The sequence below is a fragment of the Methylobacterium sp. Ger2507 genome (assembly GCF_055231875.1).
Map to the genome: position 1 here is coordinate 3,895,555 of NZ_JBUYVC010000001.1, position 14,836 is coordinate 3,910,390.

A 14,836-nucleotide genomic window follows, 5' to 3' on the forward strand; every position below is an offset into this window, starting at 1 on the left:
ACCGCGTGAGCGCCCGTTCCGAGCCGCTCCTGCGGGTGGCCGGCGCCGCCCTCGCCTATCGGGGCACCCCGGTGCTGGAGGGCGTCGATCTGACCCTCGGCGCCGGCGAGACCCTCGCCCTGCTCGGACCCAACGGCGCCGGCAAGACCTCGCTGATGCGCCTCATCGCCGGTCGTCTGGCCCCGCAGGTCGGCACCGTCCGCTTCGCCGGCGACGATCCGCATCGCAGTCCGGCCGCCCGGCGGGCCATCGGTTGGGTGCCGCAGGAGATCGCGGTGTATCCCCGCCTGTCGGTGGCCGAAAACCTGTCGGTGTTCGCCCAGCTCGCGGGGGTCGCGCGGCGCGAGCGGGCGGAGGCGGTGGCCCGCGGGCTTTCGCTCTGCGCGCTTGCCGAGGTCGCCAAGCGCCCGGTCGGCCTGCTCTCCGGCGGTTACCAGCGCCGGGTCAACATCGCCGCCAGCCTGATGGCGCGGCCCCGCCTCGTCCTCCTCGACGAGCCGACGCAGGGGGTCGACCTTCATGCACGGGCGGCGATCCACGCCGTGCTTGGGCGCCTGCGTGAAGCGGGCACAGCCCTCATGGTGGCCACCCACGACTTCGCCGAGGCCGAGCGCCTGGCCGACCGGGTCGTCATCCTGGCCCGGGGCCGGATCGTCACCGACGGACGCCTGGCCGAACTCCTGGCGCGCCTCCGCGCCGATGCGCCCGAGCACGAGGCGGCCCTGGTCGCCCCCGCCGACGCGGCAGCGGAGGCGGTGCTGCGCCGGACCGGCTTCCTGCCCGTGGATACCGGCTCGACTTGGCGGGCACGCCGGCTTTCCGACACGCCGCGCGACGGCGCCGACCTGCTCGCCGCCCTCCGGGATGCCGGGGTGCCGATCGCCGAGATCCGCATCCGCGCGCCCGGCCTGGAGGCAGTTTATCGCGATGCGTTGGCGCAGTCCTCGGCGCAGGCCGGCGACGGGGCCGTCGCGCGGGAGCGCACCGCATGATCTCGGCCGCCTTCCGCGTGATGCTGCTCGGGCTGGTGCGCGACCGCGCCGCCCTGGTGATGGCCTTCGTGCTGCCCACCGTGATCTTCGTGATCTTCGCCGCGATCTTCTCCGGCGCTTTGGGCGACCGCATCCGCATCCATCTCGGCCTGCTCGACCTTGCGCGGACGCCGACGACGCAGCGCCTGATGCAGGCCCTGGAGGCGGATCCGTCCTTGCGGGTCGGGCGCCTCTCCGCCACCGATCTCGACGGCGCGCTCGCGGCGGTGCGGCGCGGCGAGGTCGATGTCGCCCTGGTGCTGCGCGGCGACCTCGAGGCCGGCTCGCCGGGAGGCGCTTCGACGCGCGCCGACCAGCCCGTGGTGCTGATCGAGAACCCCGCCAAAGCGCTGGCAACCCCGATCGCCCTCGGCCAACTCCAGCGCGTCCTCAACGAGGCCCTGCCGGACGTGGTCCTGGCCCGGATCGTCGCCGACGTGGAGCGTTCGGGCAAGATCGGTCCGGACGAGCGCGCGTTCCTCAACCAGGCCTTCGCGGAGCAGCGCGCCCGCAAGGAGCCGTTCTCCTTCGCCACCCTGGTCGAGCGGCGCAGCACCGCTTCCGGCGGCACCAACGACCGCGTCAGCTACTACGCGGGCGCGATCACCGCCGTCTTCCTGCTCTTCGCCGCCATGCAGGGCGCTCTCTCCCTCGTCGACGAGCGCCAGTCGGGCCTCGCCGACCGTCTGATGGCGGGGCCCGGCGGCCTCGCCGTGGTGGTGCTGGGCAAGTTCCTGTTCCTGGTCGGCCAGGGCCTGGTCCAGGCCGGCCTGATCTTCAGCGCCGCCGCCCTGCTGCACGGGGTCGACATCCTGCCCCATCTGGGTGCCTGGCTGGTGACCTCGCTGCTGGTCTCGGCGATGGCCGCCGGCCTCGCGCTGGCCGCCTGCGCGGCCTCGGCCACACGCCAGCAGGCGCATCTGGCCGCCACCTTCGGCGTGCTGCTGCTGTCGGCAGTGGGCGGCAGCATGGTGCCCCGCTTCCTGATGCCGCCCTGGCTGCAGCAAGCCGGCTGGCTGACCCCCAACGCCTGGGCGATCGAGGGCTACCAGAACGCCCTGAGCGAGGGCTGGACCGCTGCCCTGCCCGCCTGGGGCGTGATGGGGATCGTGGCGGCGGTAGGATTGGGTCTCGCGCTGAGGCTGGTGTCGCGGCGGGCGGGGTAGATTGCGGAGCCAAAGCCGGTGAAAGTCCGCGCCGCGACCGGTTAGCGCGTTGACCGCGCGCCCATCCGGTCTAGCTTCATGACGGATAAGGGCTTTCGAACCGGCCCGGGGAGTGACACGAACATGCGGGCTGGGTCTTCGGTCGCCGTCGTCGGCGCAGGGTTGGGCGGCTTGGCGGCGGCCTGTGTGAGCGCCGCGCGGGGCCATACCGTCACGCTCTACGACAAGAACGACTGGCTCGGCGGCAAAGCCGCGGTCCTGCACGAGGGCGGGTTCCGCTTCGACATGGGGCCGACCATCCTGACCGTGCCGAAGGTGCTGGAGCGGATCTTCCAGGAGGCCGGACGCAACATCCACGACTACCTGGACCTGCGCCGCCTCGATCCGCAATGGCGCTGTTTCTTCGACGACAACACCCATCTCGACCTCATGGCCGACGTCCCCACCATGGCGGCCGACATGGAGCGTTTCGCGCCCAACACCGGCGCCGGCGAGGGCTACAAGAAGTTCCTCGAGATCTCCGAGCACCTGCATGACGTCTCGAACAAGTTCTTCTTCTGGAAGCCGGTCGAGGACCTGTTCGACACCATCAACATCCGCGCCAACATGAACCCCGGCACCCTGCGCGACGTGCTCTCCCTGCGCATGGGCTCGTCGGTGGCGGGTACCATCCGGTCGAAGGTGAAGGACGCGCGCCTCGCACAGATGCTCGATCACTTCGTGCAATATGTCGGCTCCTCGCCCTACGGCGCACCGGCCGTGCTCTGCGCCATCGCGCATATGCAGACGGCGGAGGGGGTCTGGTACCCGATGGGCGGCACCCGCGCGGTGGCCGAGGCCCTGACGAAGCTCGCGGGTGAACTCGGCGCGACCCTGCGTCCCGGCGACGAGGTCACCGGCCTCGCCATCGAGAAGGGCGCGGTGAAGGGCGTGAAGACCGCCGCCGGCATCACTCCGTTCGACGCCGTGATCTCCAACATGGATTCGGTGCGGACCTATCGCGAACTCGTCGGCGGCGACGTCGGCAAGACCTACGAGAAGAAGAGCTTCGAGCCGGCCTGTTCCGGCGTGGTGCTCTATCTCGGGCTGAACAAGCGCTACGAGCACCTGAACCACCACGACTTCGTCTTCTCCCGCGATCCGGAGGAGGAGTTCGACTACATCTATCACAAGGGCGAGCCGGCCCCGGACCCGACCGCCTACCTCGCGGCCCCCTCCTCCACCGATCCCTCGGTGGCGCCCGAGGGCGGCGAGGCGCTCTACGTCCTGGTCCATACGCCGTACCTGCGCCCGCACCACGACTGGTCGAAGATGTTCCCGGCCTACCGCCAGGTCATCCTCGACAAGCTCAAGCGCACCGGCAACATGCCCGACCTCGAGGAGCGCATCGTGGTCGAGCGGCACCTGACACCGCAGGATATCCATGAGCGCTACAAGGTGCTGAACGGCGCGATCTACGGCCTCGCCTCGCACGGCAAGTTCATGGGCGCCTTCAAGCCCGGCAACCGCTCGCGGCAGGTGCGCGGCCTCTACCTCGCCGGCGGCGCCGCCCATCCGGGGCCGGGCATGCCCATGGTGATGATGTCGGGCTGGATCGCGGCCGACGCCCTCGACACCGATGCGCGGGGCAGCGACGCGAGCAGCGAGGTGCGCGCCAGCGCCTGAGGCCCGACGCGTGTCCCGCGAGGACGTTCCGGCCCGATCACCCGCCCTGTGGCGGTTCATGGTCGGGTATTTCGACCGCTACCTGCGGCGCCACCTCAACGCCCTACGGCTCGCCCGCTGGGGCGTGCCGGCTTGCGCGGATCATCCCGGTCCGGTGGTGGTGTATTGCAACCATCCGGCCTGGTGGGATGCCGCCGTGGTCATCCTCCTGGCCGGGCGGCTGTTTCCGAGCCGCGACAGCTACGCGCCCTTCGATGCGCGCATGCTGGAGAAATACGCGGTGTTCGCCCGGATGGGGGCCTTCGCGGTGGATCTCGAATCGGCGCGCGGCGCCGCCCAGTTCCTGAAGGCGAGCCGGCGCATCCTGGGGGTGCCGAACCGGATGATCTGGATCACCGCGCAGGGACGGTTTCAGGATGTCCGCGCGCGTCCGCTGGCCCTGCGCGGCGGCGTCGGACGCCTGCCCGAGATCGCGCCCGAGGCCCTGTTCGTGCCCCTCGCCCTCGAATACGCCTTCTGGGAGGAGCGCGGCGGGGAGGCCTTCGCGGCCTTCGGCAAGCCGGTGTCCGGTGCCGAACTGCTCGCCCTCCCCCGGCCGGAGCGGCTCGCCCGGATGGAGGCCGACCTGACCGCCACCCTCGATCGCCTCAGCGCCGACGTCGTGTCCCGCGACGCCGCGCGCTTCACGGCCGTCGCCTCCGGTGCCAAGGGGATCGGCGGGGTCTACGATCTCTGGCGGCGCCTGCGTGCCGTCCTCGGCGGCCGGCGCTTCGAGCCGGCCCATCAGGCGGGGGATGCACCCAGCCGCAAGGGAGATCTGGTCCCGTGATGTTAGGCCTCGCGATCCTGGCGCTCGTCTGCGCCCTGCTGCCGGGCCTGATCGCCTGGATCAACCTGTCCATCCTGCGAACCCCCGAACCGGATCTCGACGTCCGGGCCAAGGTCTCGGTGCTGATCCCGGCTCGCAACGAGGCGGAGGTCATCGCCGCGACGGTGCGGGCCGCCCTGGCCAGCGCGGGAGTCGCCCTGGAGGTGCTCGTCGGCGACGACCAGTCCACCGACGACACCGCCGCGATCGTCTCCGCCATCGCCGCCACCGACCCGCGCCTGCGCCTTGTCCCGATCCCGCCCTTGCCGGACGGTTGGACGGGCAAGAACCACGCCTGCGCCCGCCTCGCCGAGGCGGCACAGGGCACCCATCTCCTGTTCGTCGATGCGGATGTGACCCTGGCCCCCGCCGCCGCCGCCGCGCTGGCCGCTCATGCCCGTCGGACCGATGCGGCCCTGGTCAGCGGGGTTCCGCGCCAGCATATGGGCTCCCTCGGCGAGCGCCTGACGGTGCCGATGATCAATTTTCTGCTCGTCGGCTACCTGCCGATGGCGATGATGCGAGCCTCCCTGCGCCCCAGCCTTGGGGCCGCCTGTGGCCAGCTCGTACTGGTCGCGCGCAGCGCCTATCAGGACATCGGTGGCCACGGCGCCCTGCGCATGAGTCTCCACGACGGTGTCGTGCTTCCGCGCCGCTTCCGCTCGGCCGGCTACCGGACCGATCTCGTGGCCGCGCACGCCCTCGCCACCTGCCGGATGTATCGCGGGTTCGGCCAGAGCTGGACCGGCTTCTCGAAGAACGCACGCGAGGGCATGGCGACGCCCGGAGCCCTGCCGGTCTGGACCTTGCTGCTGGCGGGCGGACACGTCCTGCCCTGGCTTCTCCTGATCCTCGCCCTGTGCGGCATCGGTTCGGGGACCGCCGCCTTCCTGGCTTTCGCCGCTGCCCTGCTCTCGCTGGCCACCCGGGCCGCGATTACCCTGGTGACCCGCGAGCCGGCGGGCACCATCTTGCTTCATCCCCTGACCGTGCTGGTGGCACTGGCGATCCAGTGGACCGCTCTGCTGCGGCGCAAGGGGGCCGGAACCCCGATGTGGAAGGGCCGCAGCTATCCGGTCGGTGATTCCTGAATATGGGCGTCCGTCTCGGCGAGGATCCAGGCCGCGGTGTCGGGGTCGGCCCCCGTCACCGGGAGATGCAGGATGATCGGCGTCTCGTAGGGGTGACGCGCCTTCAAGGATGCGCCAAGGGCTTCGGCTAGGCTCTCCCGGCTCTTCAGGATGACCGCCACCTCCTCGCCCCGCTCCACCACACCCTTCCAGGCATAGACCGACAGCATGCCGGGCAGGACGTTGACGCAGGCGGCCAGCTTGAGGCGCACCAGTTCCTCGCCGATCGCCAGGGCGGTGCCGGCATCCGGGAAGGTGGTGTAGACGAGAAGCGGTCGCTCCATGCTATGGGTCTCCGACCAAGGTTCTGCCGCTCCCCAGGCGGGAGCGTATCGGCGGAATGCCGATGGGATTTTAACGCGAACGCCGAAGCGGACGCTCCGCCTCGGAGGGGTGTCCGGCAAGGTGACCGGTCGGTTGTTCGGCAAGGCGGATGTAGGCCCATGGCGCGGCGGTTCGAACGGCTTGCCTTCGTCGCGAGTCCCACGGAGGACGCCCGGCAGGCTGCCGCCATCCTGATGCGCCGCTACGACCACGTGCCCCCCGACGAGGCCGACGTGGTGGTGGCGCTCGGCGGTGACGGCCTGATGCTCCAGACCCTGCACCGCTTCATGCATGCCGGCACGCCGATCTACGGCATGAATCGCGGCACGGTCGGCTTCCTCATGAACGAGTTTCGCGAGGACGGCCTGATCGAGCGCCTGGAGAACACCAAGCGCAGCATCATCCACCCGCTGATGATGGAGGCGGTGGACACCGAGGGGCGCCGGCACGAAGCGCGCGCCCTCAACGAAGTCTACATGCTGCGCCAGACCCATCAGACCGCCAAGCTGCGGATCTCGGTCGATGGACATGTGCGCCTGCCCGAACTGATCGCCGACGGTGTGCTGGCGGCGACTCCGGCTGGCTCGACGGCCTACAACCTTTCGGTCGGCGGCCCGATCCTGCCCCTCAACGCCCGGCTCCTGGCCCTGACACCGATCTCGGCCTTCCGGCCGCGGCGCTGGCACGGGGCGCTGCTGCCCGATTACGCGCGCATCCACATCGAGGTGCTGGATCCCGCGCATCGCCCGGTGGCGGCGGTGGCCGACCATACGGAATTCCGCCGGGTCTGCACGGTCGAGACCTGGCTCGACCACGCCACCAACCTGACCCTGCTGCACGATCCCGGCCACAGCCTCGACGAGCGCATCCTGCGCGAGCAGTTCGGCTGAGGCGCCGCCGAACGCCTCAGGCGGCGATCCGCGCCCGGTCGTCGCGATAGCTCGCGATCAGGGCGTCGGGGATTGCGTCCAGCACGACTTCGACGGTTACCGCGTGGACCCGTGCGCGGCTACCCTGGAACTCGGCCATGATCGAGTCGGACAGGCCATCGAGGATGAGGCCGACCGGATCGGTGCGGGCCGAATCGGATTCGGGCAAGGGAGAAGCGGGCACGGGAAAAGCGGGCAAGGCGAATTCCACGTCGCGTGCTTGGACTACGGGCGCTTCGACCGGTGCCGGCGCGGCCACCGCAACGGCCGGACGCTCCGGCTCGTCCCAGCGGGCGATGACTTGGCGCTGCGCCTCGCGCCATTCGGCATCGAGGATCTCGCGCTCGATCCGCAGGATTTCGGTCTGCTCCGCTTCCGCCGCGAGTTCGCGCGCAAGCACCCGCGCCTCGTCGCGGGCCGCTTCGGCTTCGAATCGGGACAGCAGAGCCATGACGCTCTGCGCCTCGGCGAAGGGCATCGTCTCGCAGGCGGTCAGCGCCCGCTCGATCATCAGGCGCGACAGGCCGGCGCCCGCCTTGGTGGTGGTGCCCTGGCCGGCCTCGCGCCAAGCCGAGAGGGCGGCGCTGAAGGCCGGCAGAAGCACGGCGGGCAGGCCAGCCTTGCGGTGGAGGGCGGCGAAGGCGGCGCTCGAGGCCTCCTGCATCAGGCCCGCCACCCGCCGGGCCGGAAGGCCTGCAAGATCGGCCAGAGCCATCTCGGCGAAGGCCATGTGGCCGGACAGGATCGCTCGCAGCAGCAGGCCGGCATTGAGCTGGCCGCAGGCCTTGAGGTGGGCCACGAGGCGGGCGAGATCGATCGGATGGGCCTCGGCGCAGAAGGCCAGGGTGGTGCGCTCCTGGGCCTCGCGGCTGGCGCGCGCGCTACGGGCCGGCGTGAGCCAGCCGGAGGACACCGCGAAGGCGGAGAGCGATTCGGCGAGACGCATCGTCACGCACTGGCGCACCTCGAGGGGCAGGTACGGACGGGCCAGGACTGCCTCGCGCAGGGCGGCCACGTCGCCGTGGCGCTCGACCATCCGCATCAGGCTGCCGGTGGTGATGTGGGCGCTGCGGTTGCGAACCAGCACGACCAGTGCCTCGGGCTCGGCGATTTCGGCGAGCGCCCCGGCGACGGCGGGCGACAGGTCCACCCGGCTCGCGATGGCGCGGCGGGTGGCGGGGCAGCCGATGGCGACGCCGTCGACGAGGTCGGCGTCGCTCAGCACCGGCGAGCGGGCCAGCACCAGGGTGGCGATCTCGGCCTGGTCGCTCGCCAGGGCCACGATCAGGGTACGGGGGGCGTTCGCGCACGCGGCGCAGGCCTCGGCCAGGACGCGTCGAACCAGGCTCGAGGGATCGTCGAGTAGAGCGAGGAGCGCGGCTTCCGCCTCCCAGGCGACGTCCTCGCCGAGGCCGCCATACAGGTAGGCACGGGCCAGGGCACCGGCCGCCTCCGCCCGTCGCGCGGCGGAGGTGTGCTGCGTCCAGGTGAGGAACTGGCGGATGATCATGAGCCGCTCCGAATGGTGAAGAGGGACAAATCGAGGGGTGCGCCGGCCCGCGCCGATGGTCCGGACCCGCCGAACTCCGCCGGCCGGCGCGGCGGCTGCGGCGCGCCGACGAGGGCCGCCGAGGGGACCGGGAGAGCAGGCGTCGATACCGCCGGGGCGACGGCGGCGCTCCCGGTCTCGGTGCCGTCCGAGCGGGGGAAGTAGGTCGGCGCGGCTCGCGGCGGCTCCGCCCGAACCGCATCCTGGCCGGCGTTTCGCCCCTGCCAGAGGCGGGCGACGCCGGCCGAGACGCCGCCCTGCTGGCGCGGATCGGTCTGGAACATCGAGCGCAGGCCACCCTCGTTGAGGGAGGCGTAGGCGGTGGTACCCTCGGGCAGCGCCAGGGTTCCGGAGACTGCCAAGGTGCCGGAGACTGCCTGGGTGCCGGACACCGCCTGCGGCGCTGCAGGGCGTACCGCGGCCAGATGGGCGTAGAGTTCGGCCGCTCCGCGCGGACGCCCGGCCTTGTCGTAGAACAGGCTGCGGTTCGCTGCGGCCGCCTCCGGCATGTCGAGGGCGGCGACTCGGGCGGGGCTCGCCTGCGCGGTGTTGATCAGAGCGGCGGCCCCGCGCGCGCCGAGGACGTGGGCGGCGTAGAGGTCGCCCCCCGTGGGCTCGCGCCCGAGGGCGGCCGTCAGCGTCTCGCGGTTCCGCTCGGTCAGCGCGCCCGCCATGGTGGCGGCGATCCGGGGATCGCGACGCAGGTCCAGGATGGTCTGCTTGGCGGCCGGATCGCTCACGCTGTAGGTGCCGTCGGTCCCCTTGGTGATCGCATCGGCGTAGGTGGTGAAGCCGAGGCGTGGCCCGGCATTCTTCATGGTGCCGAGCCAGGTCTGCTCGATGAACTGGAACAGGCCGGTGGCCGAGGAGGTGCCGGCCTTGGCCGAGGGGTCGAGCGAGGATTCCCGCTGCGCTGTGGCGAGGAGATAGTCGAAGCCGGTCCCGGAGGTCTGCGCCCCGTCCCGGATCGCCTCGATCACGCCGCCCGGTGCGGTCGCGCGCCCGGCGGGGGGCGTGTCGCGCAATCCCGCATCCCGGCTTGCGCCGGAATCGCGGGAATTGGCGGGGGGCGTGGTGAACAGGAACATGGACGTCCGGCTGGAGGCGGACCCTGGCGACGCCCCGAGGGCAACTTTGTTCGCTCTATGGTAAAGGAAGATTGAAGAGTGCGGTCCTGATCTTGCCCGATTTCAGGATCGCGTCCGAATTCCGGGTTCCTTCTGCTGCGCAGACGCATCTCCCGCGCGGGTCAGGCCTCGCCTGCGCAAGTCAGATTTCGCCTGAGAAGGTCAAATCTCGCTTGCGAAGCCCAGGCCCTCATCGGCCCAGCCCGTCAGACCCCCGAGCATCACCTTCACCGGGCGGCCGAGTTCGGCGAGCCGCAGGGCGGCCCGGTCGGCGCCGTTGCAGTGGGGCCCGGCGCAATAGACCACGAAGAGCGTGTCCGCGGGCCAGGCGCCCAGGCGCTCCGCCGTGATCCCGCGAGCCGGCAGATGCAGCGCCCCGGGGATATGGCGCTTGCGGAATGCGGCCTCCGAACCGACCGCGTGCAGCAGCACGAAGTCGGGCGCACCCGCCCGAAGGGCCGCAGCCACGTCGGCACAATCGGTCTCCAAAGCCAGACGGCGTCGGAAATGCGCGCGTGCGATGGCGGGCGAACAGGTGGGAATGGCGCTGACGAGGCTCATCGGTGATCTTCCTCCAACATGGACGACCAACCTACCAACGCCCGGGCGGCTTGGCGGTGGGCCGGATTGCCAGTTAGCGTTGCGATCATGCCAAAGCCGCAGGTGCGCCTTCCCCCAGCCGACCGTCTCGTGGTGGTGCTGGCCTATGACGGGCTCTGCACCTTCGAATTCGGTGTCGCCGTGGAGATCTTCGGATTGCCGCGTCCGGAAATGGGAGCGGACTGGTACCGATTCGCGGTGGCGGCTCTCGATCCCGGCCCGATGCGGGCCGAGGGCGGAGTCCGGTTCCTCGTCGACGGCGGGCTCGACCTCCTGGATCAGGCCGGCACCATCGTGGTGCCGGGCTGGCGGGGTGCGGAGATACCGGTGCCGGAGGCCCTCGTGTCGTCCCTCCGGGCGGCCGCCGCGCGGGGCGCGCGCATCCTGTCGATCTGTTCGGGCGTCTTCGTCCTCGCGGCGGCCGGGCTGCTGGACGGCCGACGCGCCACCACGCACTGGCGCCACGCCGAGGCCCTGGCCATTCGCCATCCGGGCATCCGCTTCACTCCGGACGTGCTCTACGTGGACGAGGGCGCGATCCTGACCTCGGCCGGCAGTGCCGCCGGGATCGACCTCTGCCTGCACCTGGTGCGGCGCGATTTCGGCCCGGTCGCCGCCAATCGCGTCGCCCGACGCCTCGTGGTCCCGCCCCACCGGGACGGCGGACAGGCCCAGATCGTCATGGGCGCGGTACCGTCGCTGCACGAGGCCGCCCGGATCGGCCCCCTCCTCGACGCGATGCGGGCGGACCCGGCCGGCGCCTGGCCGGTCGCCCATCTCGCCGCCCGCGCCGGCATGAGTTCCCGGACCCTGTTGCGGCGCTTCTCCGCAGCGACAGGCACGACGCCCGCCCGCTGGCTTCTCGAGCTACGCCTCGCCCGTGCCCGCGACCTGCTGGAGCAGGCGGATCACCCCCTCCAGGCCGTCGCCGAAGCGGCCGGCTTCACCACGGCCGCAGCCCTTCGCCAGCAGTTCCGCCGCCGCTTCGCGGTGACGCCGTCTGCTTATCGGGAAAGCTGTCTCGGACGATCCCGCGGTCCTTGAGCCGGCGCTGGCAACGCACGGCCCTCAAACGCAAAAACGCCCCGAGGGGCGTCAAGTCGATCAGACTTCGGCTGGAAAACTGGAGCGGGCGAAGGGATTCGAACCCTCGACCCCAACCTTGGCAAGGTTGTGCTCTACCCCTGAGCTACACCCGCTCACACCCGTCGTGGCCCAGGCGGTGTTCCCGGCCGGACGGTTCGTCGTCTCAACGAAGCAAAAAGCCGCCTTGCAGCGGCTGTCGCTCCGGTCGTCTCGGTCTGTCAATTGGAGCGGGCGAAGGGATTCGAACCCTCGACCCCAACCTTGGCAAGGTTGTGCTCTACCCCTGAGCTACACCCGCTCACAACCGCACCGCTGGTGGGAAAGACCCGCCGGCGGCCCCGGACGGCGTCTCTAAACACCATTCCGCCGGGCGTTGCAAGCGCTGAATCGCCGGGGCGGTTTGCCGGCATCGCGTCCGGCCCTCAGGCCTGCCAGTGGGCCGATGACGGCACACCCTCGCGGATCTCGCGCAGGCGCGCGCGGGTCGCGGCGGTGGTCTCCGGGGGCAGCGCGTCGAGGGCGAAGAACCCGCAGGCCGCGATCTCGCGGTCCGGCGCCTTCGGAACCCGAACCGAGAAGGCGTGCACCACGTAGAGAGCGACGTGGTCGCGCCCCGCCGCCGTTCGGTTGTGGTAGAACCCATGCAGCCGCATCGGTCGGTCGGGATCGACCACGATTTCGGCCTCCTCGCGGAACTCGCGGATCATCGCCGCCGCCGCGCTCTCGCCGGCCTCGACGCCGCCGCCCGGCAGGTGCCAGCCCGCCACGTAGGTGTGGCGCACGAGGCAAACCCGGCCCTCCGCGTCGAGGGCGGCGCCCCGGACGCCGAGCGTCATGCCGCGCGTCGCCAGGGCGCCATACTGGATCAGGCGCCGCATCCAGGATCGGTCGAGGAGCATCCGCCTCAGACGACCCGCAGGTGGATGACGCCCAAGCCGTCGATGGCGGCCGTCATCGTCTCGCCGCGCGACACCGCGCCGACGCCGGACGGCGTGCCGGTGAAGATGAGGTCGCCCGGGTGCAACTCGAAATAGGTCGAGAGCAGCGCGATCTGCTCCTGGGTCGACCAGATCATCTCGGAGAGGTCGCCGCGCTGGCGCTCCCGCGCGTCCACCGCCAGCGTGATGGCGCCCCGCGCGGGGTGACCGATGGCCGAGGCCGGGTGCAAGGGTCCGATCGGCGCCGAGGCGTCGGCGGATTTGGCGAGGTCCCAGGGCCGTGCCAGGCGCTTGGCCTCGTCCTGGACGTCGCGCCGGGTCATGTCGAGGCCGACCGCATAGCCGTAGACATGGTCAAGGGCGGATGCCTCCGCGATGTCGCGACCGCCGAGGCCGAGGGCCGCCACCATCTCCACCTCGAAATGGTAGTTCTCGGTGCGCGGCGGATACGGATGGTCGACCGGATCGTCGCCCGTGACGATCTGCAGGGCGTCGGCGGGCTTCATGAAGAAGAACGGCGGTTCCCGGTCGGGGTCCTTGCCCATCTCGCGGGCATGGGCGGCGTAGTTGCGACCGACGCAGTAGACCCGCCGCACGGGGAACAGGTCGTCGCTGCCGACGATCGGCAGGGCGATGCGGGGTGGGTTTGGAATCACGGACAACATGGGAAGCCAACCTCATTTCCGGGACGATGCGGCGCTGCGCCCGGTCGCCCGCCCTGCACAGGACGTCCCGCCATCCCTATCATAGGCTGCAGGCTCGGCCGCGCCATCCCGTCGCGGTGCGGGTCCGGGCCGGTGAGATCCAACGTGCGAGACCTGTGGTGACCGATCCTTCCCGCCTGCTGGCATACCTCACCACGTGCCTCGGCCCCGCCCATGTCCTGACCGACGCGACCGACCTCGCGCCCCACCTCGCCGAGACCCGCGGCTTGCAGCGTGGGCACGCCCTGGCGCTGGTGCGGCCCGCCGACACCGCCGAGGTCGCCTTCGTGGTCCGGGCCTGCGCCGAGGCCGGGGTGCCGGTGGTGGCCCAGGGCGGCAACACCGGTCATGTCGGCGGCGGCCTGCCGCAGGGCGGCATCGTGCTGTCGATGGCACGCCTGACGCGCCTGCGGGCGATCGACCCCGTCAATGCCAGCATCACCGTGGAGGCCGGCATGGTGCTGGCCGACGTTCAGGCGGCGGCCCAGGCCGCCGGCCTGCTGTTTCCGCTCTCACTGGCCTCCGAAGGCTCCTGCCGAATCGGCGGCAATCTCTCCACCAATGCGGGTGGGACCGCCGTGCTGGCCTACGGCAACGCCCGCGACCTCGTCCTTGGGCTTGAGGTCGTGCTGGCCGATGGCCGGATCTGGAACGGGCTCAAGGGCCTGCGCAAGGACAATGCGGGCTACGATCTCAAGCATCTGTTCCTCGGCTCGGAAGGAACGCTCGGGCTGATCACCGCCGCGGTGCTGAAACTCTTTCCCCGGCCGACCTCCCGCGCCGTGGCCTTCCTCGGCCTCACCTCGGCCGAGGCCGCCCTGGACCTGTTCCGGCGCCTGCGGGCGGAGGCCGGGGCCGGCCTCACCGCCTTCGAGTACATCGCGCCCTTCGGGTTGGAGATCGTGCTGCGCCACCGGGCCGGCGCGCGCGCGCCCCTGGCCGGACGCCACGGGGCCTACGCGCTGGTGGAGGTTTCGACCACGCGCCCGGGCGAGGAGGCCGCGACCCTGATGGAGACGCTGCTCGCCCGGGCCCAGGACGAAGGCCGCCTCGACGATGCCGCACTGGCGGCCAGCGAGGCGCAGGCGAACGCCTTCTGGGACCTGCGCGAGAGCCTGTCCGAAGTCCAGAAAGCCGAGGGCGGCTCGATCAAGCACGACGTCTCGGTGCCGCTCTCCCGCTTGCCCGAGTTTCTCGCGCGCGCGACGCAGGCCTGCGAGGCGGAGATGCCGGGCCTGCGCGTCTGCGCCTTCGGGCATTTCGGTGACGGCAACATCCACTTCAACCTAAGTCAGCCCGTTGGCATGGACCGCGCCGCCTTCCTGGCGGATTGGGGGCGGTTCAACCGGATCGTCCACGACATCGTCGACGCCCTCGGCGGATCGATCGCGGCCGAGCATGGAGTCGGCCTGCTCAAGAAAGACGAACTGGCGCGCTACGCCGACCCGGTCGCCCTCGACCTCATGCGCCGCCTCAAGGCCGCCCTCGATCCGGGCGATCTGTTGAACCCGGGTAAAATCCTCGACCCGAGCAAGATTCTGAACCCCGGCTGATCTCGAATGCTCGATCGTGAGTAGCCGCAGCGCCTCCCCGCTTCGCGGCGTCATACGTCTGATCGGAGGCCTCAACAAAAATTTAGCCGGAACCCTGTCGCATCCCGTCGGATTACTATTGTGCGCCGCACAAAGGATTGTCAGATTGTCGACGGCAGCGCGCCAT

At 71.0% G+C, this 14,836-nt stretch carries 14 protein-coding genes and 2 tRNA genes; 8 read left to right on the forward strand and 8 right to left on the reverse strand.

Features of this window, described 5'->3' with window-relative positions:
• The first annotated feature begins 5 nt into the window (after window positions 1-5).
• The 5 genes from ACV7NL_RS17965 to ACV7NL_RS17985 all read left to right on the forward strand — a co-directional run bounded on the left by ACV7NL_RS17965 (window position 6) and on the right by ACV7NL_RS17985 (window position 5,821).
• On the forward strand, window positions 6-992 hold the full coding sequence (locus tag ACV7NL_RS17965) for an ABC transporter ATP-binding protein (protein ID WP_463356392.1): 987 nt from the start codon (window positions 6-8) through the stop codon (window positions 990-992).
• Window positions 989-2,197, forward strand: a complete 1,209-nt coding sequence (locus ACV7NL_RS17970; RefSeq protein WP_056482538.1) for an ABC transporter permease — start codon at window positions 989-991, stop codon at window positions 2,195-2,197. Before ACV7NL_RS17965 ends, ACV7NL_RS17970 begins: the two co-directional genes overlap by 4 nt.
• A gap of 123 nt (window positions 2,198-2,320) precedes the next feature.
• Complete coding sequence (locus ACV7NL_RS17975; protein WP_056183811.1) at window positions 2,321-3,862, forward strand: phytoene desaturase family protein; 1,542 nt, start codon at window positions 2,321-2,323, stop codon at window positions 3,860-3,862.
• 58 nt (window positions 3,863-3,920) lie between these two features.
• Window positions 3,921-4,691, forward strand: a complete 771-nt coding sequence (locus ACV7NL_RS17980) for a lysophospholipid acyltransferase family protein (RefSeq protein ID WP_463357162.1) — start codon at window positions 3,921-3,923, stop codon at window positions 4,689-4,691.
• Window positions 4,691-5,821 (forward strand): glycosyltransferase family 2 protein, encoded by a 1,131-nt coding sequence (locus ACV7NL_RS17985; protein ID WP_463357163.1) that lies wholly within the window; start codon window positions 4,691-4,693, stop codon window positions 5,819-5,821. The genes ACV7NL_RS17980 and ACV7NL_RS17985 overlap by 1 nt, the downstream gene beginning before the upstream one ends.
• On the opposite strand, the gene cutA is transcribed toward ACV7NL_RS17985, so the two are convergent.
• Window positions 5,800-6,144, reverse strand: a complete 345-nt coding sequence (gene cutA, locus ACV7NL_RS17990) for a divalent-cation tolerance protein CutA (RefSeq protein ID WP_056183817.1) — start codon at window positions 6,142-6,144, stop codon at window positions 5,800-5,802. The genes ACV7NL_RS17985 and cutA overlap by 22 nt on opposite strands.
• 159 nt (window positions 6,145-6,303) lie before the next feature.
• Between cutA and ACV7NL_RS17995 the strand changes: the two genes are divergently transcribed.
• Window positions 6,304-7,074, forward strand: a complete 771-nt coding sequence (locus ACV7NL_RS17995) for an NAD kinase (protein WP_056183818.1) — start codon at window positions 6,304-6,306, stop codon at window positions 7,072-7,074.
• Window positions 7,075-7,090: 16 nt separating this feature from the next.
• Here the strand turns inward: ACV7NL_RS17995 and ACV7NL_RS18000 are convergent, their stop codons facing one another.
• The 3 genes from ACV7NL_RS18000 to ACV7NL_RS18010 all read right to left on the reverse strand — a co-directional run bounded on the left by ACV7NL_RS18000 (window position 7,091) and on the right by ACV7NL_RS18010 (window position 10,350).
• On the reverse strand, window positions 7,091-8,623 hold the full coding sequence (locus ACV7NL_RS18000; RefSeq protein WP_463356393.1) for a DUF2336 domain-containing protein: 1,533 nt from the start codon (window positions 8,621-8,623) through the stop codon (window positions 7,091-7,093).
• Complete coding sequence (locus tag ACV7NL_RS18005) at window positions 8,620-9,750, reverse strand: serine/threonine-protein kinase (protein WP_056482523.1); 1,131 nt, start codon at window positions 9,748-9,750, stop codon at window positions 8,620-8,622. Before ACV7NL_RS18005 ends, ACV7NL_RS18000 begins: the two co-directional genes overlap by 4 nt.
• Window positions 9,751-9,951: 201 nt before the next feature.
• Complete coding sequence (locus ACV7NL_RS18010) at window positions 9,952-10,350, reverse strand: rhodanese-like domain-containing protein (protein WP_056482520.1); 399 nt, start codon at window positions 10,348-10,350, stop codon at window positions 9,952-9,954.
• Between the two features lie 87 nt (window positions 10,351-10,437).
• On the opposite strand from ACV7NL_RS18010, the gene ftrA reads away from it, so the two are divergent.
• Window positions 10,438-11,433, forward strand: a complete 996-nt coding sequence (ftrA, locus tag ACV7NL_RS18015) for a transcriptional regulator FtrA (protein WP_463356394.1) — start codon at window positions 10,438-10,440, stop codon at window positions 11,431-11,433.
• Window positions 11,434-11,513: 80 nt separating this feature from the next.
• On the opposite strand, the gene ACV7NL_RS18020 is transcribed toward ftrA, so the two are convergent.
• From ACV7NL_RS18020 to ACV7NL_RS18035, 4 genes are all read right to left on the reverse strand, one after another.
• Window positions 11,514-11,588: transfer RNA gene (locus tag ACV7NL_RS18020), tRNA-Gly, on the reverse strand.
• Between the two features lie 110 nt (window positions 11,589-11,698).
• Window positions 11,699-11,773, reverse strand: a tRNA-Gly gene (locus ACV7NL_RS18025).
• A 124-nt stretch (window positions 11,774-11,897) separates the two neighbouring features.
• Window positions 11,898-12,374 carry an NUDIX domain-containing protein gene (locus ACV7NL_RS18030; protein ID WP_056183827.1) on the reverse strand — a complete coding sequence of 159 codons (477 nt, stop codon included), beginning with the start codon at window positions 12,372-12,374 and terminating at the stop codon, window positions 11,898-11,900.
• Between the two features lie 5 nt (window positions 12,375-12,379).
• On the reverse strand, window positions 12,380-13,078 hold the full coding sequence (locus ACV7NL_RS18035) for a fumarylacetoacetate hydrolase family protein (RefSeq protein ID WP_463356395.1): 699 nt from the start codon (window positions 13,076-13,078) through the stop codon (window positions 12,380-12,382).
• A 158-nt stretch (window positions 13,079-13,236) separates the two neighbouring features.
• On the opposite strand from ACV7NL_RS18035, the gene ACV7NL_RS18040 reads away from it, so the two are divergent.
• Window positions 13,237-14,670, forward strand: a complete 1,434-nt coding sequence (locus tag ACV7NL_RS18040) for an FAD-binding oxidoreductase (RefSeq protein ID WP_463356396.1) — start codon at window positions 13,237-13,239, stop codon at window positions 14,668-14,670.
• Window positions 14,671-14,836: the final 166 nt, after the last annotated feature.

Coding starts and splice junctions, on each gene's coding strand:
- ACV7NL_RS17970 (WP_056482538.1), top strand. CDS start 989: ATGATCTCGGCCGCCTTCCGCGTGATGCTGCTCGGGCTGGTGCGCGAC.
- ACV7NL_RS17975 (WP_056183811.1), top strand. CDS start 2,321: ATGCGGGCTGGGTCTTCGGTCGCCGTCGTCGGCGCAGGGTTGGGCGGC.
- ACV7NL_RS17980 (WP_463357162.1), top strand. CDS start 3,921: ATGGTCGGGTATTTCGACCGCTACCTGCGGCGCCACCTCAACGCCCTA.
- ACV7NL_RS17985 (WP_463357163.1), top strand. CDS start 4,691: ATGTTAGGCCTCGCGATCCTGGCGCTCGTCTGCGCCCTGCTGCCGGGC.
- cutA (WP_056183817.1), bottom strand. CDS start 6,144: ATGGAGCGACCGCTTCTCGTCTACACCACCTTCCCGGATGCCGGCACC.
- ACV7NL_RS17995 (WP_056183818.1), top strand. CDS start 6,304: ATGGCGCGGCGGTTCGAACGGCTTGCCTTCGTCGCGAGTCCCACGGAG.
- ACV7NL_RS18000 (WP_463356393.1), bottom strand. CDS start 8,623: ATGATCATCCGCCAGTTCCTCACCTGGACGCAGCACACCTCCGCCGCG.
- ACV7NL_RS18005 (WP_056482523.1), bottom strand. CDS start 9,750: ATGTTCCTGTTCACCACGCCCCCCGCCAATTCCCGCGATTCCGGCGCA.
- ACV7NL_RS18010 (WP_056482520.1), bottom strand. CDS start 10,350: ATGAGCCTCGTCAGCGCCATTCCCACCTGTTCGCCCGCCATCGCACGC.
- ftrA (WP_463356394.1), top strand. CDS start 10,438: ATGCCAAAGCCGCAGGTGCGCCTTCCCCCAGCCGACCGTCTCGTGGTG.
- ACV7NL_RS18030 (WP_056183827.1), bottom strand. CDS start 12,374: ATGCTCCTCGACCGATCCTGGATGCGGCGCCTGATCCAGTATGGCGCC.
- ACV7NL_RS18035 (WP_463356395.1), bottom strand. CDS start 13,078: ATGTTGTCCGTGATTCCAAACCCACCCCGCATCGCCCTGCCGATCGTC.